This is a genomic window from Myxococcales bacterium (assembly GCA_016706225.1).
Lineage (GTDB): Bacteria > Myxococcota_A > Polyangia > Polyangiales > Polyangiaceae > JADJKB01.
On sequence record JADJKB010000006.1, the window covers coordinates 140,313 to 165,593 of the forward strand.

General features: G+C 67.5%; 27 protein-coding genes and 1 pseudogene. 17 read left to right on the top strand and 11 right to left on the bottom strand.

Features of this window, described 5'->3' with window-relative positions; genetic code table 11:
- Window positions 1-3: 3 nt before the first annotated feature.
- On the bottom strand, window positions 4-1,356 hold the full coding sequence (locus IPI67_13920; GenBank protein ID MBK7581298.1) for a protein kinase: 1,353 nt from the start codon (window positions 1,354-1,356) through the stop codon (window positions 4-6).
- 81 nt (window positions 1,357-1,437) lie between these two features.
- Here IPI67_13920 and IPI67_13925 point away from each other — a divergent pair, with 81 nt between their 5' ends.
- On the top strand, window positions 1,438-2,697 hold the full coding sequence (locus IPI67_13925; GenBank protein ID MBK7581299.1) for a hypothetical protein: 1,260 nt from the start codon (window positions 1,438-1,440) through the stop codon (window positions 2,695-2,697).
- A gap of 7 nt (window positions 2,698-2,704) precedes the next feature.
- Here the strand turns inward: IPI67_13925 and IPI67_13930 are convergent, their stop codons facing one another.
- Both IPI67_13930 and IPI67_13935 read right to left on the bottom strand, forming a co-directional pair.
- The gene (locus IPI67_13930; protein ID MBK7581300.1) at window positions 2,705-3,535 is read right to left on the bottom strand and encodes a polysaccharide deacetylase family protein; all 831 of its coding nucleotides are present in this window, start codon (window positions 3,533-3,535) and stop codon (window positions 2,705-2,707) included.
- 8 nt (window positions 3,536-3,543) lie between these two features.
- Entirely contained in the window at window positions 3,544-4,062 is a 519-nt protein-coding gene (locus tag IPI67_13935; GenBank protein ID MBK7581301.1) for a hypothetical protein, read from the bottom strand.
- A gap of 517 nt (window positions 4,063-4,579) precedes the next feature.
- On the opposite strand from IPI67_13935, the gene IPI67_13940 reads away from it, so the two are divergent.
- From IPI67_13940 to IPI67_13950, 3 genes are read left to right on the top strand one after another with little or no spacing between them, the layout of a single operon-like run.
- Window positions 4,580-6,004 carry an MBOAT family protein gene (locus IPI67_13940; GenBank protein MBK7581302.1) on the top strand — a complete coding sequence of 475 codons (1,425 nt, stop codon included), beginning with the start codon at window positions 4,580-4,582 and terminating at the stop codon, window positions 6,002-6,004.
- 3 nt (window positions 6,005-6,007) lie between these two features.
- On the top strand, window positions 6,008-6,568 hold the full coding sequence (locus IPI67_13945) for a hypothetical protein (protein MBK7581303.1): 561 nt from the start codon (window positions 6,008-6,010) through the stop codon (window positions 6,566-6,568).
- 10 nt (window positions 6,569-6,578) lie between these two features.
- A complete protein-coding gene (locus IPI67_13950; protein MBK7581304.1) occupies window positions 6,579-7,157 on the top strand; it encodes a hypothetical protein in 579 nt (192 codons plus the stop codon).
- Window positions 7,158-7,206: 49 nt separating this feature from the next.
- On the opposite strand, the gene IPI67_13955 is transcribed toward IPI67_13950, so the two are convergent.
- From IPI67_13955 to IPI67_13965, 3 genes are all read right to left on the bottom strand, one after another.
- Window positions 7,207-8,355: a hypothetical protein gene (locus tag IPI67_13955; protein MBK7581305.1), complete on the bottom strand. Its 1,149-nt coding sequence runs from the start codon at window positions 8,353-8,355 to the stop codon at window positions 7,207-7,209.
- Between the two features lie 86 nt (window positions 8,356-8,441).
- Window positions 8,442-8,897 (bottom strand): hypothetical protein, encoded by a 456-nt coding sequence (locus tag IPI67_13960; protein ID MBK7581306.1) that lies wholly within the window; start codon window positions 8,895-8,897, stop codon window positions 8,442-8,444.
- A gap of 97 nt (window positions 8,898-8,994) precedes the next feature.
- A complete protein-coding gene (locus IPI67_13965; GenBank protein MBK7581307.1) occupies window positions 8,995-9,945 on the bottom strand; it encodes an SUMF1/EgtB/PvdO family nonheme iron enzyme in 951 nt (316 codons plus the stop codon).
- Window positions 9,946-10,304: 359 nt separating this feature from the next.
- On the opposite strand from IPI67_13965, the gene IPI67_13970 reads away from it, so the two are divergent.
- The 5 genes from IPI67_13970 to IPI67_13990 all read left to right on the top strand — a co-directional run bounded on the left by IPI67_13970 (window position 10,305) and on the right by IPI67_13990 (window position 13,934).
- Window positions 10,305-11,036: a hypothetical protein gene (locus IPI67_13970; GenBank protein MBK7581308.1), complete on the top strand. Its 732-nt coding sequence runs from the start codon at window positions 10,305-10,307 to the stop codon at window positions 11,034-11,036.
- A 393-nt stretch (window positions 11,037-11,429) separates the two neighbouring features.
- Entirely contained in the window at window positions 11,430-11,753 is a 324-nt protein-coding gene (locus IPI67_13975; protein MBK7581309.1) for a four helix bundle protein, read from the top strand.
- Between the two features lie 664 nt (window positions 11,754-12,417).
- Complete coding sequence (locus IPI67_13980; protein MBK7581310.1) at window positions 12,418-12,741, top strand: four helix bundle protein; 324 nt, start codon at window positions 12,418-12,420, stop codon at window positions 12,739-12,741.
- 112 nt (window positions 12,742-12,853) lie between these two features.
- On the top strand, window positions 12,854-13,156 hold the full coding sequence (locus IPI67_13985; GenBank protein ID MBK7581311.1) for a hypothetical protein: 303 nt from the start codon (window positions 12,854-12,856) through the stop codon (window positions 13,154-13,156).
- Entirely contained in the window at window positions 13,089-13,934 is an 846-nt protein-coding gene (locus tag IPI67_13990) for a Uma2 family endonuclease (protein MBK7581312.1), read from the top strand. Before IPI67_13985 ends, IPI67_13990 begins: the two co-directional genes overlap by 68 nt.
- Window positions 13,935-14,038: 104 nt before the next feature.
- On the opposite strand, the gene IPI67_13995 is transcribed toward IPI67_13990, so the two are convergent.
- Entirely contained in the window at window positions 14,039-15,124 is a 1,086-nt protein-coding gene (locus tag IPI67_13995) for a hypothetical protein (protein MBK7581313.1), read from the bottom strand.
- A gap of 210 nt (window positions 15,125-15,334) precedes the next feature.
- On the opposite strand from IPI67_13995, the gene IPI67_14000 reads away from it, so the two are divergent.
- The 3 genes from IPI67_14000 (at window position 15,335) to IPI67_14010 (ending at window position 18,829) form a co-directional block, all read left to right on the top strand.
- Entirely contained in the window at window positions 15,335-16,066 is a 732-nt protein-coding gene (locus tag IPI67_14000; protein MBK7581314.1) for a hypothetical protein, read from the top strand.
- 94 nt (window positions 16,067-16,160) lie between these two features.
- Window positions 16,161-17,243, top strand: coding sequence for a hypothetical protein (locus tag IPI67_14005; GenBank protein ID MBK7581315.1), 1,083 nt, complete (start codon window positions 16,161-16,163; stop codon window positions 17,241-17,243).
- Window positions 17,244-17,260: 17 nt separating this feature from the next.
- The gene (locus IPI67_14010; GenBank protein MBK7581316.1) at window positions 17,261-18,829 is read left to right on the top strand and encodes a hypothetical protein; all 1,569 of its coding nucleotides are present in this window, start codon (window positions 17,261-17,263) and stop codon (window positions 18,827-18,829) included.
- Between the two features lie 15 nt (window positions 18,830-18,844).
- On the opposite strand, the gene IPI67_14015 is transcribed toward IPI67_14010, so the two are convergent.
- The gene (locus tag IPI67_14015) at window positions 18,845-19,201 is read right to left on the bottom strand and encodes a DUF559 domain-containing protein (protein MBK7581317.1); all 357 of its coding nucleotides are present in this window, start codon (window positions 19,199-19,201) and stop codon (window positions 18,845-18,847) included.
- A gap of 404 nt (window positions 19,202-19,605) precedes the next feature.
- Here IPI67_14015 and IPI67_14020 point away from each other — a divergent pair, with 404 nt between their 5' ends.
- Together IPI67_14020 and IPI67_14025 are read left to right on the top strand one after the other, a co-directional pair.
- The gene (locus tag IPI67_14020; protein ID MBK7581318.1) at window positions 19,606-19,956 is read left to right on the top strand and encodes a hypothetical protein; all 351 of its coding nucleotides are present in this window, start codon (window positions 19,606-19,608) and stop codon (window positions 19,954-19,956) included.
- A gap of 85 nt (window positions 19,957-20,041) precedes the next feature.
- Complete coding sequence (locus IPI67_14025; protein MBK7581319.1) at window positions 20,042-20,404, top strand: hypothetical protein; 363 nt, start codon at window positions 20,042-20,044, stop codon at window positions 20,402-20,404.
- A 510-nt stretch (window positions 20,405-20,914) separates the two neighbouring features.
- Here the strand turns inward: IPI67_14025 and IPI67_14030 are convergent.
- Window positions 20,915-21,136, bottom strand: a complete 222-nt coding sequence (locus IPI67_14030) for a hypothetical protein (protein MBK7581320.1) — start codon at window positions 21,134-21,136, stop codon at window positions 20,915-20,917.
- Window positions 21,137-21,586: 450 nt separating this feature from the next.
- Window positions 21,587-21,667 (bottom strand): annotated as a pseudogene (locus tag IPI67_14035) (energy transducer TonB).
- On the opposite strand from IPI67_14035, the gene IPI67_14040 reads away from it, so the two are divergent.
- Entirely contained in the window at window positions 21,645-22,091 is a 447-nt protein-coding gene (locus IPI67_14040; protein MBK7581321.1) for a hypothetical protein, read from the top strand. The pseudogene IPI67_14035 and the gene IPI67_14040 sit on opposite strands and share 23 nt — an antisense overlap.
- Before the next feature lie 31 nt (window positions 22,092-22,122).
- Here IPI67_14040 and IPI67_14045 read toward each other — a convergent pair whose 3' ends face one another.
- Window positions 22,123-22,479: a DUF559 domain-containing protein gene (locus tag IPI67_14045; protein MBK7581322.1), complete on the bottom strand. Its 357-nt coding sequence runs from the start codon at window positions 22,477-22,479 to the stop codon at window positions 22,123-22,125.
- A 357-nt stretch (window positions 22,480-22,836) separates the two neighbouring features.
- Between IPI67_14045 and IPI67_14050 the strand changes: the two genes are divergently transcribed.
- Both IPI67_14050 and IPI67_14055 read left to right on the top strand, forming a co-directional pair.
- Window positions 22,837-23,673, top strand: a complete 837-nt coding sequence (locus IPI67_14050) for a hypothetical protein (protein MBK7581323.1) — start codon at window positions 22,837-22,839, stop codon at window positions 23,671-23,673.
- 17 nt (window positions 23,674-23,690) lie between these two features.
- Entirely contained in the window at window positions 23,691-25,268 is a 1,578-nt protein-coding gene (locus IPI67_14055; protein ID MBK7581324.1) for a hypothetical protein, read from the top strand.
- Window positions 25,269-25,281 lie beyond the last annotated feature (13 nt).

Genomic DNA, 25,281 nt, shown 5'->3' on the forward strand with positions numbered 1-25,281 from the left:
AGGTCAGCGCACACAGCGCGGCTTGCCAGTGACCGGGTCGAGCAGAAGTTTGTCCTTGGGGCAGGGCGCGAAGCGTAGCGGGGGTTTCTTCTTCTCCGCTGCAGAGGCCGAAGCGCTCGGTGGCGTCGGTGGTGACACGCTGTTCGATGGAGCCGGGAGTGTCGCGGGCGCAAGCTCCGGAGGACCCGGGCTCACGGCGGCAACCGCAGGTGCGACGGTCGGCGGAACCCCCTCGACGTCCGCGCTGGGGGCTGACCCCATGCGCAAATAGACCGTGACGCCGATCACTCCCAGCAGGAACAACCCGACCAAGCTGACCAGCGCGACCGGCCACAGCCGACGCGTTTGCGTCGGAAGCACGAGGCTCGGCGTCTGAGCGGACACGGGTGCCCGTGGACCCACGACGGCAGTGGTTGCGGTGTCTGAGATCTCGCTCGGCGGCGCGACGCGCGCGACCTTCCGGGACAGCGTGGCGTCCTCGTCGAAGTCGGCCACGACGGCGCTCGCCCGCTTCGGCAGGATCGACTCGATCGCCGCCCCGAGCTCCCGCGCCGAAGCCCACCTGAGCTCCGGGTCTCGCTCGAGGCACTTTGCGACGATCGCGTCGAGCCGCGGGTCGACACTCGGCGCGTGCTCCGACAGTCGCGGCACGTTGCCGTGCAACACCTCACCCACCACGGCGTAGGCGGTCGTGCCGTCGAACGGCAGACGGCCGGCCACCATCTCGAACAGCATCACGCCGACCGACCAGAGGTCGGTACGCTGGTCCAGGTCTCGCAACCCGCGGGCCTGCTCCGGGCTCATATACGCCGGCGTTCCGATGGGCGCGCCGGTCACGGTCGAAGACGGGCCGTCGGGGACGAGCAACTTGCTCACACCAAAGTCGAGCACCTTGACCACCCGACCGTGGCCGGGATCTTCGTGCAGAAAGACGTTCGCGGGTTTCAGATCGCGATGCACGACTCCGGACGCGTGCGCAGCGCCGAGCGCCGCGGTGATCTCGGCGCCGACCGCCGCCGCTCGGGTCGAATCCAGGTTGCCACGGCGATCGAGCAGCTCCGCCAGCGTCTCTCCGCTGAGCAGCTCCATCACCAGGAACGGCTCGCCCGCCTCCGTCTCACCTACATCGTACACTTCGATCACGTTCGGATGCTGCAGGCGCCCCGCCACACTCGCCTCGCGCAACATCCGTTCACGCAACTCCGGCGCGATCTGACTGTCAGCGTGAACGAGCTTCAGCGCGAACGGGCGCTGCGTCCGCAAATTCAGCGCCTCCCACACCTCCCCCATCCCGCCTTCACCCAGGCAGCGAACCAGTCGGTATTTTTTGCTGATGATGCTGCCTGAAGCGATCACGGCGCCTCGTCATTGGGTTCGTGAATAGCCGCCGTTCGGTGGTACTCAGCGTCCCCCATCTGGGATAATATGTCATCCATCATGGGCGAGAAGCTTTCAGCGATCGTGCTGGCAATCACCGCCCTGGGCTGTGCGCCGGACCAGTTCAACTACGGAGCTGGCGGCACCGGGAGCACCAGCGCCGGCGGGGCGGGGGGCGTGGGCTGTGACAAGGACGAATGCACCCCGGCCTGCCCGGAAGGAACCGAGCTCACCGCCAACGGGCTCTGCGTGCCGACGTGCGGTCCGTGGCAGGTCGAGCTCGGATTTCCGATGCCGGCGGGTTTGGCCACCACCGGGGCGGAGCTGTTGGCCGCGGGGACATCCTCCGACGACAACGGGAAACCATCACAAGCAGTGCTCGTCACTGCCGAGACGTGCAGCGGCAAGGTCGGAAGCGTCGTCTTCCCGCTGTCAGCGCTCGGCTCTTCGGCGCAGGCAATCGCGGAGAGCGCTGGCTCCGTGTTCTTGGCAGGGTCGAGCGACGGAAAGATCAGCTTTGCCGAGCTCGATCCCAAGACCGGAAAACTGAAGAGCAGCGCTACCCCGAGCGCTCTGGCTGCGGACGCGGTGATCGCCGATCTATCCGCGGGCAGCTCCGGGGCATGGTCGGTCGGTAGCTCGGAGTCGAGCGGCCCCTGGGTGGCACGAGCATCCGGCGCTAGCGCATGTTCCGCGAACCTCGCCGGTGCGACGGGCGCGCGCGCCGTTGCGGCGCTCGCCGACTCCGCGCTCCTCGTGATCGAGACCCAGGGCAAGCTGAAGTTGGCGCGTGTGAACGCCGTGGACTGCGCTCCTCCGACCTGCGCGTGCAAACCGAGCTTCACCTCCCCAGAGCTGGTCCTGCCTGGCGAAGCTGCGAGCGCGCGTGATCTGTTGGTGGTCGACGATGTCGCTCACGTCGTGGGACACGCGCGCATTGGTTCTGCCGAACCCTTCGCTTTCGCCGCCTCGCTCAGCGTGGCAACGGGCGCGGTTCAGGCCGTCGTCACCTGGGATCCCGGGCCCGGCGCCGAAGTCTTCAGCCGCATGACCACGCTCGGTTCCGAGCTATTCGTGGGGGGCGCCGTCGGCGCGACCAACGTGGAAGATCCCGGAGCTGGCAGGGCCGCCTTGGCAGTATGGCAGCTGCCGCTGACTCCTGAGGCCAAGCCCACCTGGACCAACACCGATTTCGCGAGCATGAAGGCAACGCGCATTCAGGGGCTCGCCGTCATGGACAAGTCCGTCTTTGCGCTGGCGAGCACGGGCATCGGCAACGCCAGGCTGCTGGGACTCCCCGCGCCCATCGTCAAGCCTTGATCCGGCCTCAGGTTGTCTCGCTGCTCGGTGGCTCGTCCAACTCCTCGCTGAGCGGACCATCGAGCAGCTCGGTGACGGTCACTGCGCGAAGCTTTCGATCACCAAGCTCCTCGAGCAGCCGCGGCAAGAGCTCCACGCTGGCCGGCTCGAAGTCGTCTCGCTCCGCCGAATCGTGCAAGAGCACGATGGCGCCGTCGACGAGCCCAGGCTCGATGCGGGCGTAGGCTCGCTCGGCGTCGGTCGGACCCACCCCGTCGAGCCCGCGGGCGGACCAGGCAACGGTGCGGACGTGGGCGCGCTTCGCCCCGGCCGCGGTGCGCGAGCTGACATGGCCAACAGGCGGACGGAACAAGGTCGGGCGGAAACCACACGCTTGCTCGACCGCGAGCTGAGTGCGCGCGATGTCTTCCTCCACGTGTTTGGGTGGTTTGAACGAATACAGCCGGTCGTGCTGATAACCGTGCAGCCCGATCTCGTGACCCGCCTCGTGGATCTGCCGGATGACGTCGGCGTGGGCGAGGGCCTTCCTGCCGACCACGAAGAACGTGGCTTTGTGGCCCTCGCGCGCCAGAATTTCGAGGACTTTGCCCGTGGTCTTGGGGTTCGGGCCGTCGTCGAAGGTCAGCGCAACCGCGCGCGAGCCTGGCTCGCCCCGCCACTCGACGTCACCGAACATCTCGAGCTGCGGCACCAGCACACCCACGGTGCAGAGCAGCGCGTACACGACGAACGCCGCGAGGGCGAGCCAGATTGGCACCGGCTCGATGATCAGCGTGCGCGCGAGCAGCGCCAGCCCACCAAGGCTGGCGACCCAGAGCACGATGCGAAAGGGCGGCATCCGGCGGCTCAGTGTTTGGTAGCCTTGCGCGCGGCCTCTTCGTCGTCGGCTTCGAGCGCCGCTTGCAGATCGTCCGTCGAGGCCACAGCGTCGGCTCCCTCAGCCTCGACGCGTACCTTCTTCGCGGGGGTCTCCGGCGCGCCCGAGTCTCCCGTGTTGTCGAGCTCGTAGAACAACGCCAGCACCGTCGAAATCAACGGCAAGCTCGCGAGTGGCAGCTGCCCGACCGCGCCGTGTCCGAGCTGTCCCAGGTTCAAGCTGACGTTCAACCATTTGCGAACCGCGAACATCGCCAGCGTGGCGATCACCGCGCCCACGCCGGCCTTCAACCCCGCCTCGATGCGCGCGTCTTTCTCCCAGATGGCGCGCCCCGCGACCAGGCCGGTGAGCGCACCGGTCAGCGCCGCCGCCACGTACGCGAGCCACGCAGCGAACACGGGCATGCCCAGGCCGAAGACGACGGCCGCGCCAAGGAGCCCGCCGACGACGGAGCCTTTCAACAGACCAAAGAGCACGCGCTTGAGCACGGTGGCATAAGGTTCTCCTCGACCGGTCCCTCGTCAACCCATTCGAGCGCACACGAGCCCGAAGATCGGAGGCAGGGGGGCGCGGAGGGCTCGGCGGGGCGCCCGCGAAAAAGGTCGGGGCTGCCCATCCGGGGAAAACACCAGGTTATGGTAGGGCCCTTCCGTGCTGTTCAACACCCTCGCCTACGCGAAATTTTTCGCCGTCGTGTTCGTCGTGGCCTGGGTGCTCGTCAGTCGGCGTTGGACAGCGCTGCTACCGTGGTTTGCTCTGGCAACCTTCGCGCTCTCGGTGCCGCTCACGGCCACGAGCGGCGGCATCACACTGATCGCGTTCGCGCTGACGCTCACGCTGTGTCGTCGCAGCGCGCCGTCTGGTTTGGCGGAAGAGGCCCAGCTTCCTTCGGTCCGTGTCACCCTCGCGTCGGTGCTCGTCAACGTCAGCGGGCTCGCCTGGTTGTCGTTTCACCACACCGGACGCGACCCGCTGACGCTGGCCTTGACCAGCATTGGTTTACCCATTCCACGTAGCCTGCCGATCATCGCCGCCGGCTGCGTGCTCGCGCCTGTCGGCCTGTACCTGCTCGTGCGCGCCAAGAAGGTGCGCCTGTTGTTCATCCTGGGCGCGAGCTACGTGTTCTACGCCCACTGGGACTGGCGTTTCCTGCCGCTCATCTGGGGTTCGTCGACCCTCGATTGGTTGCTCGGCCACGCCATCGCCCGCGCCGGCAGCGATCGCTCCCGCAAGCTGTGGCTCGCTGGCACGGTGATCCTGAACCTGGGTGTGCTCGGGATCTTCAAGTACTTCAACTTCGGCATCGATACCGCAACCGTCGTTCTGGGCAAGGTAGGGGTTCACGTGCCCGAGGTCGCGCTGCGAGTCGCGCTGCCCATCGGCGTCAGCTTCTTCACCTTCGAGTCGATGAGCTACGTGATCGACGTCTACCGGCGCCAGATCGAGCCTCACCGGAGCTACGTCGAGTACCTGGCCTTCGTGGCCTTCTTCCCGCACCTCGTCGCCGGTCCCATCGTTCGCCCGCGCGATCTCTTGCCGCAGCTCGCCGGCAAGGCGCGCTGGAATTCGGCGGAGGGCAGCGAGGGGCTGTTCCTGATCGCGGCGGGTCTGTCGAAGAAGATCATCATCGGGGACTACCTCGCGTTGAACCTCGTAGACCGGGTGTTCGACGCCCCGACGCAGTACTCCGCTCTCGAGTGCTACTCGGCGGTGCTGGGTTACGCGGTGCAGATCTACTGCGACTTCTCCGGCTACACCGACATCGCCATCGGCTCGGCGTTGTTGCTCGGTGTGCGGTTCCCGCTCAACTTCGACTCACCCTACAAGGCGCCCAACATCCAGGACTTCTGGCGTCGCTGGCACATCTCACTGTCGACCTGGCTGCGCGACTACCTCTACGTGCCGCTCGGCGGCAACCGCAAAGGCGAGGCGCGCACCTACGTGAACCTGATGCTGACCATGTTGCTCGGCGGCCTGTGGCACGGCGCCAACTGGACCTTCGTGGTCTGGGGTGGCCTGCACGGCGCCGCCCTGGCGGTGACCCGGGCGTACACCGCCTGGCGAGCTCGCTTGGGTGTGAGAAAACGTAGCTCGCCGTGGGTCCACGCGCTGAGTGTGCTCGGCACGTTCCACCTGGTGTGTGTCGCGTGGATCTTCTTCCGCGCCGAGACCTTCGCCAAGGCCTCGATCATCTTCGCTCAGCTCGGCACACTCACGACGTACCACCCGAACCTGCCCGCACCGGTGCTCGGCCTCCTGGCTCTGGGCCTGCTCTCTCACTGGGCACCCGAGCGCTGGTACCTGGGGGCGCAGCGTGTTTTTGCACAAATGCCGGCGCCAGCCCAGGGAATGGCGTTGTTCTGCGTTGGCCTCGCGCTGCGTGCCATGGCCACCGCAGACGCGGTACCCTTCGTCTACTTCCAGTTTTGAGCCATGTCCGACGACGAGAAACCAGAGACCGACGGCGACGACGACGGCGAGCTGCCGGCTGACGACGCGCAAGAGAACACCGACGCGGAGCCGGCCGCAGAAGCGGGCGAGCGTGACGACGACGCGCGCGCAGCGGGCGACGACGACGAGGAGCCCGCCCCCGCCAAGAAGAAAAAGAAGAAGAAGCGCAAGCGGACCCGTGCGGGAGCAGGCGACGAGAACGCGGACGACCCCGTGCCGGCCAGCGCCACCTCGGGGTCCGAGCGCACGGACGTGCCTGGCGCGCTCGACGCCGAGGGTCGTGAGCGCCCGCGCTTCTTGCTCTCGTTCCCGAGTGATCCCGAGCTCGACAAGCTGGTCGCTGCCTTCGAACGCGGGGACTTCGCCGCGGTTCGGCAGGGCGCTCCCGAGCTGGCCAACCGTGCACAAAACCCGGAAGTGCGCGACGCCGCCCTCGAGCTCCGTCAGCGCCTCGAACCCGACCCACTGATCAAGTACCTGCTCCTGGCCTCGATGATGCTGTTATTGGTCCTGGTGCTGCATGCGTACACGCACAAACCTTGAGCTCGCCACCGTGCTGCTCTTCACGGCCTGCGGGGGCGCGCCGGCTGCGCAGAACAACAGCAAGCTCGGACCCACCAAGCCCGTCATCACGGACGTCGAGCGATTCATGCCGCTGACGGCCGACACCGTGTACGCGTTCGAGACTTCCATCGAGAACACGGGCGAAAAGGGCGTGCTCATGATGCACGTCGACCGCCCGCGCCCCAATCAAGCCGTGCTCACCGTGGGCGGTCGCGCGCAGCGCCTGGAGATCGCGCCGCAGGGCATCCGCCTGGAGAACGGCGGTTGGTTGTTGAAGGCGCCGCTCGAGGTTGCCTCGCAGTTCAAGGGTCAGTTCGGGCAGGTCGTCGTCCGCAGCATCGACGCGACGATCGAGACGCCGGCTGGCCGTTTCACCGGCTGCGTCGAGACCATCGAGGACAGCCAGGTGGTGAAGAAACGCGTCATCACCACGTTCTGCCCGGACATTGGCATCGTGTCACTCGACGCCGAGGGCAGCATCGGTGACGACTTCGGCCGCGAACGTGCGGTCCTCCGCTCGTACGGCCCCCGGGTGGACATCAACGAAGTTCCGCCCGAAAAGAAGTGACGCGGGGGCGCAGAGGAAGAGACGCCGCCGCACCCGCCATGCTCCAGCGTCAGGCGCGCGCGGCTGCGGCCGAGACCCGGCTCCGATCAGCGCGCTGCGCCTCCGCGTGGCTCACGTCACCGTAGACCAGACCGCCATGCAAGATGGTGGGGCTGAGTCCCGGAGCGAGCGGGCTCGGGGTCACCTCGCTGGACGGGAACATCTGCACGAAACCGGGTGCGCGGTTCACGCGGTCCACGAGGGTCTTTTCCAGCGTCATCGACGTGTACTGCGTTGCGCCCAGCTCCGGTGTGTTGGCGTTCAAGATCACGTCCAGGTCCTGCAGGCGGGCGGTCCGGGAGAGTCCCTTGATGCGGCTGTCGTGGGGCGACCAGTTGTCGGCGCAGGTCCCGTTTTCGCTGCAACCCCAGACACCGTCGGCGGTGTTGAAGAACAGCGTCTGGTTGCCGCTCGTGTGCCCGGGAGTGCGCAGCAAGAGCACCCCGTCACCGAGCTGGAAGTCGCCATCGGTCAGCGCGACCTTGTCCGTGCGCACGCCGAGCTTGCCGTCGGCGACGAACCACGCCTGCTGCATCGGGTGCAAGTCGTCCCAGTCGTCCCACTCCGCGCGCGGGGCAAGCAGCTTGGCGTTGGGGAAGCGCGCGGTGTGACGCGAGTCCGTGGTCCCGAGCAGCCCGCGAAGATCTTGGGTGTGAAAGTGATCGAACGCCAGGTAGTCCACGGACTCGGGCGTGACCCCCAAAGCCGACAGCTGGTGCTCCAGCGAGTCGAAGCGTTTGGCCAGCAGGTTGAACGCGATGTAGTCGCCGACCTGGCGGATCGTCCGCTCGAAGAACGGCGTCTTGCGCGCCGCCACGTCATCCGTTGGATTGAACAGCAACGTCTTCAGCTCACCGCGTCGCAGGAACTGCACCAGCAAACAGCGGTGTGTCATGATCACGTAGGGCGCGGGTGAGAGCGGTGCGCTCCAGAACGCGTACTTCGTCGGATAACCCAGGGTGGTGATGGGCAGCGAGCGCACGCTAACGATGCGCGGGCCGCGGACGATTCGCTCGCGCAAACCCTCGGCAGCCTTGCGCACGGCGCGCAGCTTGGGCCCGTGGCCGGACACCAGCCAGGCTTCATCGAGATCGGTGATCGGTGCGAGCTCGTCGACGCGCGCGAATCCATCGCGCACCACACTGTGGTTCTGAATCATTGTCCCTCCGGGCGGAGGTGTAGCGCCCGAGCGGGTGGATGTCATGCGCCGCACAGGCGCGCAGCGGCTGGAGCGCGCCGCGGGACTCAGATCCCGGCGTCTTGATCGCCGAGGACAATCTCGACCGGGACGGTCTGAATGCACTTGCCCTGGGCTTTTGCCTCGAGATCCTGCTTGACCGTGGGGTAACCCGTGGCCGTGACGGTGACGGCCGCCGCGCCCTGCGTCCACAGCTTGCAGTACACCTCGTTGGCCGCCTGTCCCGCGTCGCTGGCGTCCGCCGTGTCCGTAGTGCACAGGACAACCTCTTGATTCTGCATGCCCTGGTCGACGCGATAGGCCTCGACGCCGCCACCGTACTTCACCTCGAGAGTCGTATCGCCTGGCAGCGCGCCGGACACGGTCCGAACGGTCAGCTCGAACGCCGCCTTGATGGTGCACTCTTTGGGGTCATCGCCGTTGCCGTCCGAGCAGCCACTGCCCGAGAGCGCCGCCGAGACGAGCACTCCCATGAGTACGAGCTGCGGGCGGGTCTTCCTCACGGTGTGCCCGCGTGGTTTATGCCGAGATGAGGCAGTTCGCAAGCGCAGGCTGCGGTGCGCGGACCTCGGCCCGCGGTCCAAAGACCCAGTCTTGGCTTCACTCCGGGATGACCAGTTCTTGCCCCGGGACGATCGGCGATTTCTGGTCGATGCCATTCGCCTCACAAATCGCGTCCACGCTGCTGGAGTACCGCTGAGCGATCCCACTCAAGGTCTGTCCGCTCTCGACCACGTGCGTGCGCTTTTTCGTGCCCTTCTTGGCGTTGGTCTTGTTGCCACGGGTCGCCGCGCCGCCACCCTTGCAGCAGCGGAAGCCCACCGAGTAGTCGTGATACTTCGTGTTGTGCGCCGTGGTGACGTAGTCACAACCGTTACCGTTGATCTCGTTGTCCAGGTAGTAACCGCCGCGAAAGGTCCCGCTGGGTGTGGCGGTCCACTCGTGAAGGTTGCCCACCATGTCGAAGGTACCGGCCGGCCCCTTGCAGCGCTTGAAGCGTCCGGTGCGGGCGACGGTGCCGGCTATCTGATTCAGGCGCGGGTCGTTCATGGCCTCCATGCCGAACACCTCGAGCCCGTCGGCCTTGCCGTGCAAGACCCGCAGCGGCGACACACCTTTGTCGTTGCAGCGACCCGTCTCGCGTTCGGCACCGTACGGATACTGGCTCGCGTCTTTCCCACGGCACGCGCTCAGCCACTCGTCGTCGCTGCACAGGCGCTTGCCCGCGGCCTCACACGCCGCCGTTGCTTGCTCCTGACTCACGTACGCCTGCGGCACGACCCCGCGGCGCGAGCGCGCCAAGACCCGCAGGTCCGCCGCCGGGGTTTGATACGGCGAGTGCCGCTTGAGTGTGCGACCGCGGGTGTCGACCACGTCCAGGCTGGCCTCGAAGGCGTCGATGCAAAAACGCCCCCCGATGCTGACCATGCCAGCCGGACAGGTCGGCTTCTTCGCCACGGCCTCGGCGGTCGGCAACAGCGCCGCGAGCGCCAGCACGGCGAAAGCGCCAGCGGCGAAGCGGCGCGGAGCGGACGGCAGGAGCGTCGGCATGACCCGAGCCCTCGCTAGCACGGAAGCCGAGATTTGCACGAATTGCGGCCCGCCCGGCCCCGAACCCAAACCTTCCGAGCTGGCAGTTGTCCTTTGCCTGTTGCCCGATCGCCTACGCCCCCGGCGCCTGATCTACCCTCGGAGCTCGCATGCCTCACCGCCTCACCCTCACCCTGCCCGCCGTCCTGTTCGTCGCCTGCACCAGCTCACCGCCACCGCCACCGCACGCCGATCCGTCGAGCGCGATCCCGGTCGCACCGAGTGTCGCGCAGGCGCCGAGCGCGAGTGGTTCGCCTGCCTCTACCGACGCACCCTCGTCCAGCTGTGGCGAGCTCGGCTGTCGGACGTTCGACAGTGCGGTGGAGGCGCTCGAGGTGGTGCTCGCGGACAAACCGTTGGTGCTCGGCATTGGGGAGGCGCACGCGCAGAAGGGCACGGAGGATCTGCCTTCGACGACCAAACGCTTCACCGAGCAGTTGTTGCCGGCGCTGAAGGGCAAGGCGAGTTTCCTTGCGGTCGAGCTGATGATGCCGAATGCGAAGTGTCAGAAGGAGACGAAGCAGGTTCGGAAGCAGCAGAAGCCCGTGACGGAGCCGCAAGCCGAGACGAATCAGAACGAGTACCTGGTGCTTGGCAAGCGCGCCAAGGAGCTCGGCATCGTGCCGGACCTCTTGCGACCGAGTTGTGAGGACCTCACGCGCATCACCCAGGCGGGCGCCGGCGACATCGGCGTGATGCTCGAGACGATCGCGAAGCTGACCCGCGACATCGCGGTGGGCGAGGTCGAGCGCAACAAGAAGGCGGGCAAAGAGCGGGTGGTCGTGGCCTACGGCGGCGCGCTGCACAACGACAAGCTGCCGCGCCCCGGGCGCGAGACCTGGAGCTACGGCGCCGAGCTGAGCAAGGCAACCGGAGAGCGGTACGTCGAACTGGATCTGATCGTGCCGGAGTACATCAAGGACAGCGAGGCCTGGACCGCCTTGCCTTGGGTGAAGCACTACGATCGGGCGAAGCTCGGGAAGAAGGTCGTGTTGTTCAAGCCGGCGGCGGGGTCGTACGTGATCGTGTTTCCGGTGACGGGCGGGGAGTGAGCGGGGGGACGGGATCAGGATCAGGATCAGGAGCAGGATCAGGAGCAGGGGCAGGATCAGGGGCAGGATCAGGATCAGGGGCAGGATCAGGGGCAGGATCAGGATCGGGATCAGGATCAGGGGCAGGATCAGGATCGGGGGCAGAGGCAGGATCAGGCGCGGGATCAGTCGCAGGACTGCTCGCGGCACAACGGGCGCTTGGGGGCGGCGGCGCAACCGCGTTGGGCGGGGATTGATGCTTCCGGTCGCCTTCCCATTTTACCGCCGTGCTCGCGCGCATCAACGGTGCGCGCGGCTCCGCCGCGCCGAGCGCTTGCGCGCTCGCCGTTGACACGCGCTGCGCGCGGCGCCGGGGGGAGGCCGCGATCCCGATCGCAGAAAGAGAAGATTTGCATGAGAGTCATCGACTCACTCGTCGAGTTGGTACGCATCGTTCACGGACTGGCAGCCAAGATCGCTCGCCAAGACCCAGACCTGGCCAGGCAGCTCCGCCGGGCCAGCACCAGCGCCGCACTCAACACCTCCGAAGGCCTCTGGGCCAAGGCCGGCAAGCGCAGGTCGCGTCTCGAGGACGCCGTCAACTCCGCTCGTGAAGTCCACATGGGCCTCCGCCTCGCCAGAGCCTGCGGCTACCTCGCTCCGCACGACACCGACCCGGCGGTCAACGCGCTCGACAACATCATCCCTGTCCTCTGGACCCTCGCTCATCGCCGCTGAGTCGGGAGCGCCCCTCAGACCAGTGCGCGCCCGTCTCCCCCATCCGCGCGCAGCGTCGGCGTCTTCGCCGGCGCGAGCACGGATCGGGGGGAGACCGCGGAGCGCAGCGACGCGAGTGGGGGCAGGAACACAGCTTGCCTTGGGTGAAGCACTACGATCGGGCGAAGCTCGGGAAGAAGGTCGTGTTGTTCAAGCCGGCGGAGGGGTCGTATGTGATCGTGTTTCCGGTGACCGGCGGGGAGTGAGCGGGGGGACGGGATCAGGATCAGGATCAGGATCAGGAGCAGGGGCAGGATCAGGAGCAGGATCAGGATCAGGGGCAGGGATCAGGATCAGAGGCAGGATCAGGAGCAGGGGCAGGATCAGGAGCAGGGGATCAGGGGCAGGATCAGGGGCAGGATCAGGATCGGGGGCAGGGGCAGGATCAGGCGCGGGATCAGTCGCAGGACTGCTCGCGGCACAACCGGCGCTTGGGGGCGGCGGCGCAACCGCGTTGGGCGGGGAGTGATGCTTCCGGTCGCCTTCCTATTTACCGCCGTGCTCGCGCGCATCAACGGTGCGCGCGGCTGCGCCGCGCCGAGCGCTTGCGCGCTCGCCGTTGACACGCGCTGCGCGCGGCGCCGGGGGGAGGCTGCGATCCCGATCGCAGAAAGAGAAGATTTGCATGAGAGTCATCGATTCACTCGTCGAGTTGGTACGCATCGTTCACGGACTGGCAGCCAAGATCGCTCGCCAAGACCCAGACTTGGCCAGGCAGCTCCGCCGGGCCAGCACCAGCGCCGCACTCAACACCTCCGAAGGCCTCTGGGCCAAGGCCGGTAAACGCAGGTCGCGTCTCGAGGACGCCGTCAACTCCGCTCGTGAAGTCCGCATGGGCCTCCGCCTCGCCAGAGCCTGCGGCTACCTCGCTCCGCACGACACCGACCCGGCGGTCAACGCGCTCGACAACATCATCCCTGTCCTCTGGACCCTCGCTCATCGCCGCTGAGTCGGGGGCGCCCCTCAGACCAGTGCGCGCCCGTCTCCCCCATCCGCGCGCAGCGTCGGCGTCTGGGCAGCCAGCGCTGGCAAAGCTCAGCCGAACCGGCGAACATCAGCGCGTGAACTGCGTGCAGTGCGCTCGACAGTTGCCGGGAGCGCGAGAGGCCATCTGTATCTTCGTCACCGGCGATGAGTACATCTACTCGTACTTCTTCTGCGAGCACTGCGAGCTCTACACCGTCGAGGGGTACCATGATCGTTTCATGGGCGAGTCCGAGGCGTTCCTCTTGCCCCAGGTGTCACGAGAAGAAGGCGACCGCGCGGTGGCGCTGATTCGTGCGTGCCCGGCGCCCAATGACAAACACTGCGGATGCGCGTCGCACGTCGCGCTCTACACCGGACGGGTTGGGCCGAGTGCGTGACGCCGCTCCACGCACACGCCTGGCCCGCCGCCCGGGCGATGCGAATTGGGACAGCGAGTCGTGCTGCACGAACTGCGGCGGTTTCAAGCAGCTCCGTCGGGTACGAGTACGGATAGCGCGGCGCGCGCAGCGTTCACACGCCCGCGGTCGAGCGGCGAACGGGTCGGGCCCCGCGTACCAAAATCACTGCTACCCTCGGTGGGTGGTCCACGCTGTCCGCCAGCAGTTCACCTTCCAGGAGTACCTCGACCTGGAAGCGCGGAGCCAGGTCAAGCACGAGTACCTCGACGGAGTGGCGTGGGCGCTGGCGGGCGGATCACCCGATCACACGGCCATCGCCGCGAACGTGATCGGCCTGCTGACCAACGCTCTGCGCGATCGCCCCTGCCGGGTGTTCACGTCGGACCTCCGGGTGCGGGTCAAGGCAACCGGCCTCGGAACGTATCCGGACGTTACGGTCGTGTGTGGTCCGCTCGAGACGGACACGGACGACCCCAACGCTCACACCGTGGTGAACCCCAGCGTCGTGGTCGAAGTTTTGAGTAAGTCCACCGAACAGTACGACCGCGGCGAGAAACTCTGGCACTACCAGCGCATCGAGTCGTTGAAGGAGATCGTGCTCCTCGCCCACGACGAGCCGCGCGCCGAGATCTGGCGTCGCGATGGCGCGCGCTGGACACTCGACGTGCGCCGCGCGTCCGATCGTGTGTCCCTGAGCTCGCTCGACTGCGAGCTCCCACTGTCCGAGATCTACCGAGACCCAACGCGCAGCCCCTGAGCAGAAATGCTTTCGCTTCGCGAGCCGCGCAGCGCGGCGTGCAGGGGCGCCTAGAACACCTTGCAAGTCGCTGAAAACAAACGACGTTCAACCTGTTCGGCGCTCTAGAACCGTCCGCTCATCCCGAGACCGAGCGCGCGCGGTGCTGCGACGGGAGTGAGCTGCACGCGGGCCGTGCTGCGCGGTGCGGGCTTCCACAAGAGGAACGTCGTGAGGGTCGCCGCGGCACCAACACCCGCGCCGATGAAGCCGGCCAGGGCGAGGTTCGCGCTGCGGTTGCGCTGATCGGTGAGATCCGGGAGCTGACCGCAGCTGTTCTCGGCGGCCTTGGTGGGCTTCTGGCAAATCGAATCGCCTGTGCCGACTTGTTGGTCGAGCTCCGCATTGGCCGCGTCGATCTGGTCCTGGCTCTTGCCCTTTTCGAGCGTGAAGTAGACGCCCGCGCCGAGCGCCACGGCGGTGAACGCCAGCTCACTCACGAGCACGATGGTGCGAGCGCTGCCGGGCCGACTCGTGTCGAGCTGCGCGCCGGCGCTGCTATCGCCTGCTGCCGGCCCCCCAGCGGCCGGCTGGGATGCGGGTCCTTTCGTCGCACCGAGCTCCGGCAAATCGATCACGACCTCGCGTGACTCGCCCTCAGCAAGGGACAGCTCACGCCGGAACGGCTGGCGACCGGGCGCGCTGGCGGTGATCACCCGCCGCCCGGGGTTCTGCGGGATCACCTTGCCGACGAGCACGTCCTTCACCGGTATGTGATCGATCTCGATGCTGACGCCCTCGAGCTTGGCCCGAGTCTTCAACGTCACATTCGCGACGCGCTGTCGCACGCCGTCGCGCGCGGGGCCGAGGAGCTCGGCGACGTCCGGCGCCTTGGCGCCCTGCTGCAGCATCTCGTCGGTGCGATCGTATTCGACCAGCGCTTCGACGAGCTTGCCCTGGTGTTCCAGGCAGAAGCCCAGGTGGTAGCGCAGACCCGGGGTCTCCTTGATGGCGAGGGCCTCGCGCAGTTTGACCTCGGCGTCGGCCCACTGTTTCTGGGACTCGAGCTCGGTGGCCTGGGCGAAGGCCTTCCGCGCAACGGCGACCTCGGCGGCGGTCGGATCGGCGCGGGCGGAATCAGCGAAGGCAACCACGACGAGCACCGCCGCGGTTGCGTATCGAAGCCGATGAGAGCCGTCCCGCCGTGCCAAGCTGGTCGGCAGTTTTACGTAATTTTGCCGCGAAGTCGACGCCTGCCCGAAACCCGTCGAGCGGGCGAGGGTCGCGCGGGCCCAGCCTGCAAATCCCACGAAACTGCGGAAAGCCGCGGACCGAGACAGCGGGCTTTCGGAGTGTGTGAAATGAGCCCAACGGAAGCTTGCCAGGACCGGCGGAGTGAGGGATTGAAGGGTTCGCGACTGATGAGCGACGAGCGACGGCCGCCGGTGCCCCCGGCCAAACCGGTCCCCCCAGCACTCGAGGCGGACACGCCACGCGAGGGGTCGCCCGCATTTGGTGACACGCCGATCGACGGTTCGGCGGCGATTGCGAGCGAAGCGGACGCGCTGGCGGACAAGGACACGATTCCGCTGGTGGGCCCGACGCCCGACTACGCGAGTGAGTATGTGCCGCCGCGACCGCTGCCGAAGCCGGCCGATCACAAGACGCTGGAGATTGTCCCAGTTCGGGTCGTGCAGGAAGAGGATCCCCGGCGTGCGATGACGCAGAAGGCGATGCACGTGTTGCGGCGCGAGGATGCGCAGCGGCAGTTGCACTTGATGGGCGTGGACGCCACAGCAGCGACGCCGAACGCGCGCCCGGCCGCCGCCTCGATCGCCGACACCCCCCAGCGCAGCCGTGCCGGTCTGATCATTGGCGGGACCATCGTCTTCCTGATCGCGATCACGCTGATCTACGTGGTGGTGCAGATGGTGCAAGGTGGCGACACCGCAGCGACAGCGACCGCAACCGCCGCCGCGCTCCCGGCCCCGCCGCCGAAACCCACGGCCACCTCGCCCGTGATCACCCAGGCGGCCCCTGCAATCGCGCCAACCCCAGCGCCGGCCGCCGAACCGAGTGCAACGGCTGACCCCGACTCGGCGCGACCCATCAAGAAGAAGAAGCCCGACACGCCGCAACCGATCAACGAGTGAGGTGGTGTGTGGGGGTTGGGACGGCGGCCTGGCGCTGGCCCCCGCACTTCTATAGGTGCCGCCCGACCCCTCGGAACTTGCCAGCCCCGCCGCCATGAGGGAATTTGCGCACGCCGGCATGAAGCACCGCGCCCGTCCCGCCCTCTTCCTGGCCGCTTTCCTTGCAGCGGCGAGCCCGAGTTTTGCGCAACCGCCGGTGGACACGCCCTCCGCGGAGCCCACCGACGAGGCCTCGCGGCTCTTCAAGAAGGGCAACGACGCTTACAAGATGAAGCGCTGGGACGAAGCCGCCGAAGCCTTCAAGGCGGCCTGGGCTCTGAAGCAGAGCTACGACGTGGCGGGCAACCTCGGTGACGTCGAGGTGTTCCAGGGGAAGTTCCGGGATGCGGCGGAGCACCTCGAGTACTCACTGCGCAACTGGCCTGCGGGTCAGGAAGCCTCCCGCAAGCGCACGGCGGCGCGGTTCGAGGAAGCAAAGCAGAAGATCGGCACGCTGACGTTGAAGGTCAGCGAAGGCGCTGACGTCTCGGTCAACGGCAAGAGCGTCGGCAAGTCGCCACTCGCGGGGCCGGTGTTCATCGACGCGGGGGCGGCGACGATCGAGGCGAAGATCGGGGAGAAGGTCGTCAAGAAGACGGTCGCGCTCGATGTCGGCGACGCGCGAGAGATCGAGCTCGTGATCGAGGGGGAGGCCGCGGCGGTGGGGCCGGTGGCGGGGCCATCGGAGAACGGCGACGGTTCCGGCGGGGCGAACGCGAACGCGAACGCGAACGCGACTGGCGACTTGAAGCCACCGAGTGGATCGTCAGTCAAAACCGTCGGCCTGATCGCGTCCGGAGCGGTTGCGCTGATCGGTCTCGGTGTTGGGGTGGGCTTCTACATGAAGAAGCAGTCGGCGAAGGATGATGCGGACAGCTTCAGAGCGGATGCGGTCAACCAGTTGGGCAAGAATGGCTGTTGGAATCAGCCAAGTGCCGCCCCCTGCACCGACCTGGCGGACGCAAACGACAAGGCGAAAAGCAGCGGTACACTTTCGACGATCGGCTTCATCGCCGCCGGCGTTGGCGCAGCGGGCTTGGTTGCCTTCATGCTGATGCCGAACAAGAAACATGACACCGTGCTCTACCCGCTCCTCGACGAACACACCGCCGGCCTCGGCGCGCACGGTCGCTTTTAGGAACCCAAGGGGATGACATGAAGAAGATGGGCTTGGCTTTCGTTCTCGCGGCGATCGGCGCCTCGGCGGTGATGGTCGCGGGTTGCGGCGGCGACGACTTCGGCTCGTGTGACGCGAACAACAACTGTGCAGGTGGCGCAGGTAAAGACGGAGGCACCGGCGCAAGCGGGGGCACGTCCGGGACGGGAGGCACCGGCAACACCGGCGGAACTGGCAACACCGGCGGCACCGGCAACACCGGCGGAACTGCTGGAAGCGGCGGAGTTGCCGGCGGCGACGGCGGCACTTGCGACCCGACGAAGAGCCCCAGTGAGGCGCCCTGCCTCGTGAGCGACCAGTACGCGATCTTCGTCAACGGCACGGCGACCGCAACCGGCGATGGCAGCAAGGCCAGCCCTTTCAAGACGATTGGCGAAGCTCTGGCCTCGACCAGCAACAAGATGATTCTCGTGTGCGACACGACCTACGACGAGCAGGTCAAGCTCACGGACGGTGGCAGGCTGTCGGGCGGATTCTCGTGTACGGACTGGAGCTACGAGACCGGCCAGCGCGCGATCGTGAAGCCCAAGTCCAAGGGCTTTGCGCTCGAGATTGACTCGGTCGCGTCCAAGATCTTGATCGAGGACATGGAGTTCACCTCAGCCGACGGAACCGCGGCAGGGGACAGCAGTATCGGCGCGTTCGTCCACAACAGCGCAGACGTGAAGCTCCTGCGAGTGAAGCTCTCCGCGGGCAAGGGTGCTGCGGGCGCCGATGCGACGCTGACCCCGTTCGGCTATCCGGCGCAGACCTCGCTGAACGGCAACAACGCGAACGGGACAGCGGGCGGTGCCGAGAAGAAGTGCACCTGCCCGGGTGGTGCGCTGACCACGGGTGGCATCGGCGGAACCGCGACAACGGGCGGCCAAGCCGGCGGCAAAGGAACCCCCGACAAGGGAGGTGGCCTCGCGGGCGACCCGTCCAAGACCTGCAACGCTGGCGGCGGTGGCGGCGACGGCAATCCCGGCACTTCGCCAGGTGAAGCGGCCGGCGCATCCACGATTGGCGCCATCTTGAGTAGTGGCTGGTCCCCGTCGAGCGGAGCGACCGGCACCGCAGGCGGCCCTGGCCAGGGCGGCGGCGGCGGCGCAAGCTCCGCGACCGGCGGCGGCGGTGGCGGCGGTTGCGGCGGATGCGGCGGTGCGGGAGGACCTGGCGGCGGCGGCGGTGGTGCGAGCATCGCGCTGCTCGTGCTGGATTCGATCGTGACTGTTGGCGCGGGTAGCGAGCTGCTCACTCTCGACGCCGGCGCAGGCGGCAAGGGTGTCGCAGGACAGACCGGGCAGACCGATGTTGGGTTCCTGGGCAACGGCACACCGCCCGGTTGTTCCGGAGGCAATGGCGCACCAGGTGGCACCGGCGCCGCTGGCGGCGGCGGCGCCGGCGGCATCAGCGTTGCGGTAGTCTGGAAAGGCACGGCAGCGCCCGACATGGACAGCGGCACGAAGTACACGCTCGGCAAGCTCGGCAAGAAGGGCGACGGCGGCAAGGTCGGCACGAACGACGGCATCGACGGAATGGCACAGCAAACGCTCGAAGCGAAGTGAGCACGCAGACCGCTCTCACCCCTGAGCGATGACCTCCCGCACCCGCGCCACGACCTCGTGCACGTCCGCCCGCACCTCTTCCGCTCCCACGCGCACCACGCGGTACCCCCACCGCGCGAGATCTCTATCTCTGCGCGCATCTGCCACGCGACGCAGCGAGTGATACCCACCATCGACTTCGACGACGAGCTTCACGCTCAGCGCGGCGAAGTCCGCCACGTATCGCCCGATGGGCACCTGCCGCCGAAACGCGACCCCCAGCTGCCCGCCGCGCAGCTCCCGCCACAGGATTTCCTCGGTCTCGGTCATTGCAGAGCGCATTTCGCGAGCCCGTGCGATGATGAGCGGAGAGCTTCGGGGATGATGGGCCATGGTGCTTCCTCCTCCCGGCGGGACGGCCGGGCTTTGCGACCCCACGGCGCACGATCTGTGACACGCCGCTTCGCGCTCGCTTCATCCGCGGTGCGCGTCGCAGGCTCGGGCTCACTCCGCATGCCGCGCGCGGCGTGGCGCAGAGCGTGCGCCACCGGAGCACAGCCCGGCCGTCACGCCGGGCGGAACACCCACACGGCCCGGCATCGCCAAGCTCGCAGCGAGTCATCGCGCCGCCAGACCTCGAGCAGACCCCTCAGGTCACAGTCCCTCCCTGCCGCGCGGAGCGGCGGAGCCGCGAGCACGGCTTTGGGAGGGACCGGCGCCGCGCAGCGGCGACGAGGGTGGGCAGCACGAGTGGCGGGCAACCTCGGTGACGTTGCGGTGTTCCAGGAAGTTCCGGGATGCGGCGGAGCACTTGGAATTTTTCGCTGAGGCATTGGCCTGCGGGTCAGGAAGCCTCGCGCAAGCGCACGGCGGCGCGGTTCGAGGAAGCAAAGCAGAAGATCGGCACGCTGACGTTGAAGGTCAGCGAGGGCGCGGACATCAGCGTCAACGGCAAGCCGGTCGGCAAGTCGCCGCTGCCGGGACCGGTGTTCATCGAGGCGGGGGCGGCGACGATCGAGGCGAAGATCGGGGAGAAGGTCGTCAAGAAGACGGTCGCGCTCGATGTCGGCGACGCGCGAGAGATCGAGCTCGTGATCGAGGGTGAGGCCGCGGCGGTGGGGCCGGTGGCGGGCCACCGGGAATGGTGACGGTTCCGGCGGCGCGAACGCGAACGCGAACGCGAACGCGAATGCAAACGCGACAGGTGATCTCAAACCGCCGGGTGGATCCTCGGTGAAGACCGTCGGTCTGATCGCGTCCGGAGCGGTTGCGCTGATCGGCCTCGGTGTCGGGGTGGGCTTCTACATGAAGAAGCAATCGGCGAAGGATGATGCGGACGCACTCCAGAGCGACAACAAGCTCGGCGATAGTGGCTGCAGCGGGAAGACCAAACCCGCCGCTTGCTCCGACCTGGCGGACGCGGTCGAGCGCGCGAAGAGCAGCGGCACGATTTCCACGATTGGATTCATCGGCGCCGGTGTTGGCGCTGCAGGCTTCGTGGCATTCATGTTGATGCCCGGCTCGAACAACAAGACTGCGGTGTATCCGCTGCTGGATCAGCACACGGCAGGCCTCGGCGCCTTCGGCCGCTTCTGATGATCAAGGGGATGAAATGAAGAAGATGGGCTTTGCTTTCGTGCTTGCTGCTGTCGCCAGCGGCGGTGGTTTGATCGCCTGCGGCGGAGACAACTTCGACTCCTGCGAGGCAACCTCGACCTGTCCGCAGAAGGACGGCGGCACCGGTGGCAGCGGTGGGACGAGCGGCACCGGCGGTTCAGGAGGCACCGGCAACACGGGAGGCACATCCGGCACCGGCGGCACCGGCAACACCGGCGGAACTGCTGGAAGCGGCGGCGTTGCCGGCGGCGACGGCGGCACTTGCGACCCGACGAAGTCACCGAGCGCTGAGCCATGTCTGATCGCTGACGACTACGGTGTCTTTGTTTCGCCGAAAGGCGACGACACTAGTGGCACCGGCACCAAAGCCAGCCCGTACAAGACACTGGGCAAGGCGCTCGCGAGCGCGGGGACCACGGGCAAGAGTGTCTACGCTTGTGACGACGGAGGCGGATTCAGCGAGACGGCGACGCTGGCGGTAACGGCCACTCACGACAGCCGCGGCATGTATGGCGGCTTCGACTGCGGCACGTGGACCTGGTCGGCCACCGCAAAAGCGAAGGTGAACGGAGCGGCGGTCGCGCTAACGATCTCCGGCATCTCGTCCAACTTCAAAGTCGAGAGCTTCGACATCACCGCGGCGAACGCCGCGAACTCCGGCGAGAGCAGCTTCGGCGCGATCGTCGCGACCTCGAATGGCGTCGTGTTCAAGAACGTGAACCTCACCGCGGGTGATGGGAAGGCTGGGAACGCGGGCAGCGACGGCACGCAAGGGCCGGATGGTGACAACGCAGCGGCGGCGCAGAATGGCAAGGCAGCGACGTGTACCAGTGCTCCGGGAACGCAGCCGGGTGGGTCGTGGTCGGCGCCAAGCGGTTGCTCCGCCAAAGGCGGAACGGGCGGGACCGCGAATCTTGGGGCCTCTGGCGAGAAAGGGTCCGGCGGGATCCCACAAACTAATGTCACCCCCGCGAACGTAAACAACGGAGGAGACCCCGGTACGGGCACGGCTAACGGCAGCCCTGGTCAACCAGGCTCCAACGGAAACTCCGGCACGCTCGCAACCGCCGCTGCCTCGAGCGGGACCTTCACCTCGTCCGGGTTCACTCCCGCGAACGGCAACGACGGCGCCAATGGTTTCCCTGGCCAAGGCGGCGGAGGCGGTGGTGCAAGCGCGGGCTCGGGCTCGTGCATCGGCGCGTCCGGCGGCGCGGGCGGAATGGCGGGTTGCGGCGGCGGCAAGGGCACCGGCGGCAAGGGCGGCGGCGCGAGCGTTGCGCTTCTCTCGTGGCAGAGCGACGTGACCGTGAGCGGTTGCTCGCTCACTTCCAAGAAGGGTGGCGACGGCGGAAAGGGCGGGAGCGCCGCGCCGGGAGGAAGCGGTAAGAGCGGCGGGCAAGGTGGTCCGGCCGGGGGTGGTCTCGGAAGCGCGGGCGATGGCGGTAAGGGCGGCACCGGCGGCCCCGGCGGCTCCGGCTCCGGCGCAAGCGGTGGCGCGAGCCACGCGCTCGTGTGGAACGGAACCAAGCCCAGCATTCCCTCGACCGTGCTCGCCGAAGGCACTGGCGGAGCAAAAGGGCCCGGCGGCGCGGTGCAAGGTTCCAACTTGAATCCTGCTCCGGAGGGCACGGCCGGACCTGCTGGCAAAGAGTTCGAGCAGAAATGATGCAGGCGCGTGCGCGTCAGCCTGCACACTCTCACCCCTGAGCGATGACCTCCCGCACCCGCGCCACCACCGCCCGCACGTCCGCCCGCACGTCCTCCGCCCGCACGCGCACCACGCGGTAGCCCCACCGGGCGAAGTCCCGGTCCCTGCGCGCATCAGCCTCCCTTCGCAGTGAGTGATACCCACCATCGACTTCGAGGACGAGCTTCACGCTCGGCGCGGCGAAGTCCGCCACGTACCGGCCGATGGGCACCTGCCGCCGGAACGCCACCCCGAGCCTGCCGCCCGAGAGCTCCCGCCACAGGATTTCCTCGGTCTCGGTCATTGCAGAGCGCATTTCGCGAGCCCGTGCGATGATGAGCGGAGAGCTTCGGGGATGATGGGCCATGGTGCTTCCTCCTCCCGGCGTGACGGCCGGGCTTTGCGACCCCACGGCGCACGATCTGTGACACGCCGCTTCGCGCTCGCTTCATCCGCGGTGCGCGTTGCAGGCTCGGGCTCACTCCGCATGCCACGCGCGGCGTGGCGCAGAGCGTGCGCCACCGGAGCACAGCCCGGCCGTCACGCCGGGCGGAACACCCACCCGGCGCAACATCGCGACGCTCGCAGCGAGTCATCGCGCCGCCAGACCTCGAGCAGACCCCTCAGGTCACAGTCCCTCCCTGCCGCGCGGAGCGGCGGAGCCGCGAGCACGGCTTTGGGAGGGACCGGCGCCGCGCAGCGGCGACGAGGGTGGGCAGCACGAGTGGCGGGCAACCTCGGTGACGTGGAGGTGTTCCAGGGGAAGTTCCGGGATGCGGCGGAGCACCTCGAGTACTCACTGCGCAACTGGCCTGCGGGTCAAGAGGCCTCGCGCAAGCGCACGGCGGCGCGGTTCGAGGAAGCAAAGCAGAAGATCGGCACGCTGACGTTGAAGGTCAGCGAAGGTGCGGACATCAGCGTCAACGGCAAGCCGGTCGGCAAGTCGCCGCTGCCGGGACCGGTGTTCATCGACGCGGGGGCGGCGACGATCGAGGCGAAGATCGGGGAGAAGGTCGTCAAGAAGACGGTCGCGCTCGATGTCGGCGACGCGCGAGAGATCGAGCTCGTGATCGAGGGGGAGGCGGCGGCGGTGGGGCCGGTGGCGGGGCCACCCGGGAATGGTGACGGTTCGGGCGGCGCGAACGCGAACGGCAACGCGAGTGGTGATCTCAAACCGCCAGGTGGATCGTCCGTCAAGACTGTCGGGATGATCGCGTCCGGCGCGGTTGCGCTGATCGGGCTTGGCGTCGGCGTCGGCTTCTACATGAAGAAGCAGTCGGCGAAGGATGACGCGGAGGGGTTCGCGGCGGATGCGGTGAAGCAGTTCGGTTCTGGTGGGTGCCCGAAGTCGGGCAAGACCGGAGTATGTGCCGACCTCGCGGACGCTAATGACAAGGCCGAAAGCAGCGGAACGATCTCAACGATCGGCTTCATCGGCGCAGGTGTGGGCGCGGCAGGCCTCGTCGCCTTCATGTTGATGCCGAGCAAGAAACAGAGCGCCGTGCTCTATCCGCTCCTCGACGAACACACGGCGGGCCTCGGCGCTTCCGGCCGTTTCTAGGACCAAAAGGGGAACCAATGAAGAAGCTTGGCCTTGCATTTGTGTTGATGACGATCGCTGGCGGCGCAACGGCCGTCGCGTGCGGCGGCGACGACTTCGGGTCTTGTGAGGCCAACAACGACTGCGGCACCGGAGGCAAAGACGGCGGCACCGGCGCGACCGGAGGCACATCCGGCACCGGTGGCACCGGCGGAACCGGCAACACCGGAGGCACCTCCGGCACCGGCGGCACCGGCAACACCGGCGGAACTGCTGGAAGCGGCGGAGTTGCCGGCGGCGACGGCGGCACTTGCGACACGACGAAGAGTCCGAGTGAAGCGCCGTGTTTGGTGAGTGACGAGAACGCCATCTTTGTTTCGCCGTCGGGCAGTGCGGGCGGAGCGGGGACCAAAGCGAGTCCGTTGAAGTCCTTCGCGGACGCCGTCGCGAAAGCGAAGACGGCGGGACACGGTCGGGTGATCGCGTGCAACGGTGACGACGACGAGCTCTCGCTGACGACCGCGGCGGATGGGATCAAGGTCTACGGTGGCTTCAAGTGTGCCGATTGGTCCTTGGAATCTTCGGCGCGCGCAAACCTGAAACCTTCCACGCGAGGGATCGTGTTGACGCTCGACACGCTCGCAGCCGGCGCGACCTTCGAGGACGTCGGTTTCTTCGCGATGGCCGGGAGTGATCCGGGCGAGTCGAGCGTCGCGGCGTTCGTGAAGGAGTCGGGAGCGATCTCGATGAAGCGCGTGCGACTCGAGGCAGGCAAGGGAGCGAAGGGTGCGACGGGGACAAAGACGGATTTCAACTACCCGGCTCAGACGACGCTAGACGGAAAGAATGCGAGCGGTGACACGGGAGCCGCGTTCAATCAGTGCACGTGTCCGGATGGGACGAAGACAACCGGGGCAAAGGGTGGCGATGGCGGGGTCGGCGCAACCGGCGGTGGCCTCGGTCAGCCGGACCTCGGCGCTGGTAAAGGTGGAGTGATTGGATCCTGTTCGCCAGGTGGCACCGGAGGCGATGGCAACCCCGGCGCAGCCGTGACACCCTCTGACGGGGCAAAGACTCTCGGCACTCTCGCCTCGGGCGGCTGGCTTGGCACTCCCGGCACCGACGGCAAAGCAGGCGGACCCGGGCAAGGCGGCGGCGGCGGCGCAGGCAGCGCCACCAGCGGCGGCGGCGGCGGCGGCGGTTGCGGCGCGTGCGGCGGCGCACCCGGCAAGGGCGGCGGCGCTGGCGGCTCGAGCATCGCTCTTCTTGCTCTGAACACCGCGGTCTCCCTCGACACTTGCGAGGTGATCGCTCGAGACGCGGGCGACGGCGGCAGCGGAATTGCCGGACAGACGGGTCAGCAGATCGCAGGTTTCGGTGGCGTGAAAGTCGGTGGCGGCTGCAACGGCGGCAACGGCGGCAAGGGCGCCGACGGCGGAGCAGGTGGCGGCGGGGCGGGCGGCGTCAGTGCGGGTGTCGTATCGAAGGGCAAGCCTGTCACGCTGACCGCGACCAGTCCCCAGCTCGGCAACAAGGGCAACAAGGGTGTCGGTGGCAAACCGGGCACCAACGACGGCATTGATGGAGACGCAAAGGCGACGATGGAAGTGCAGTAGACGCCGGATGCAC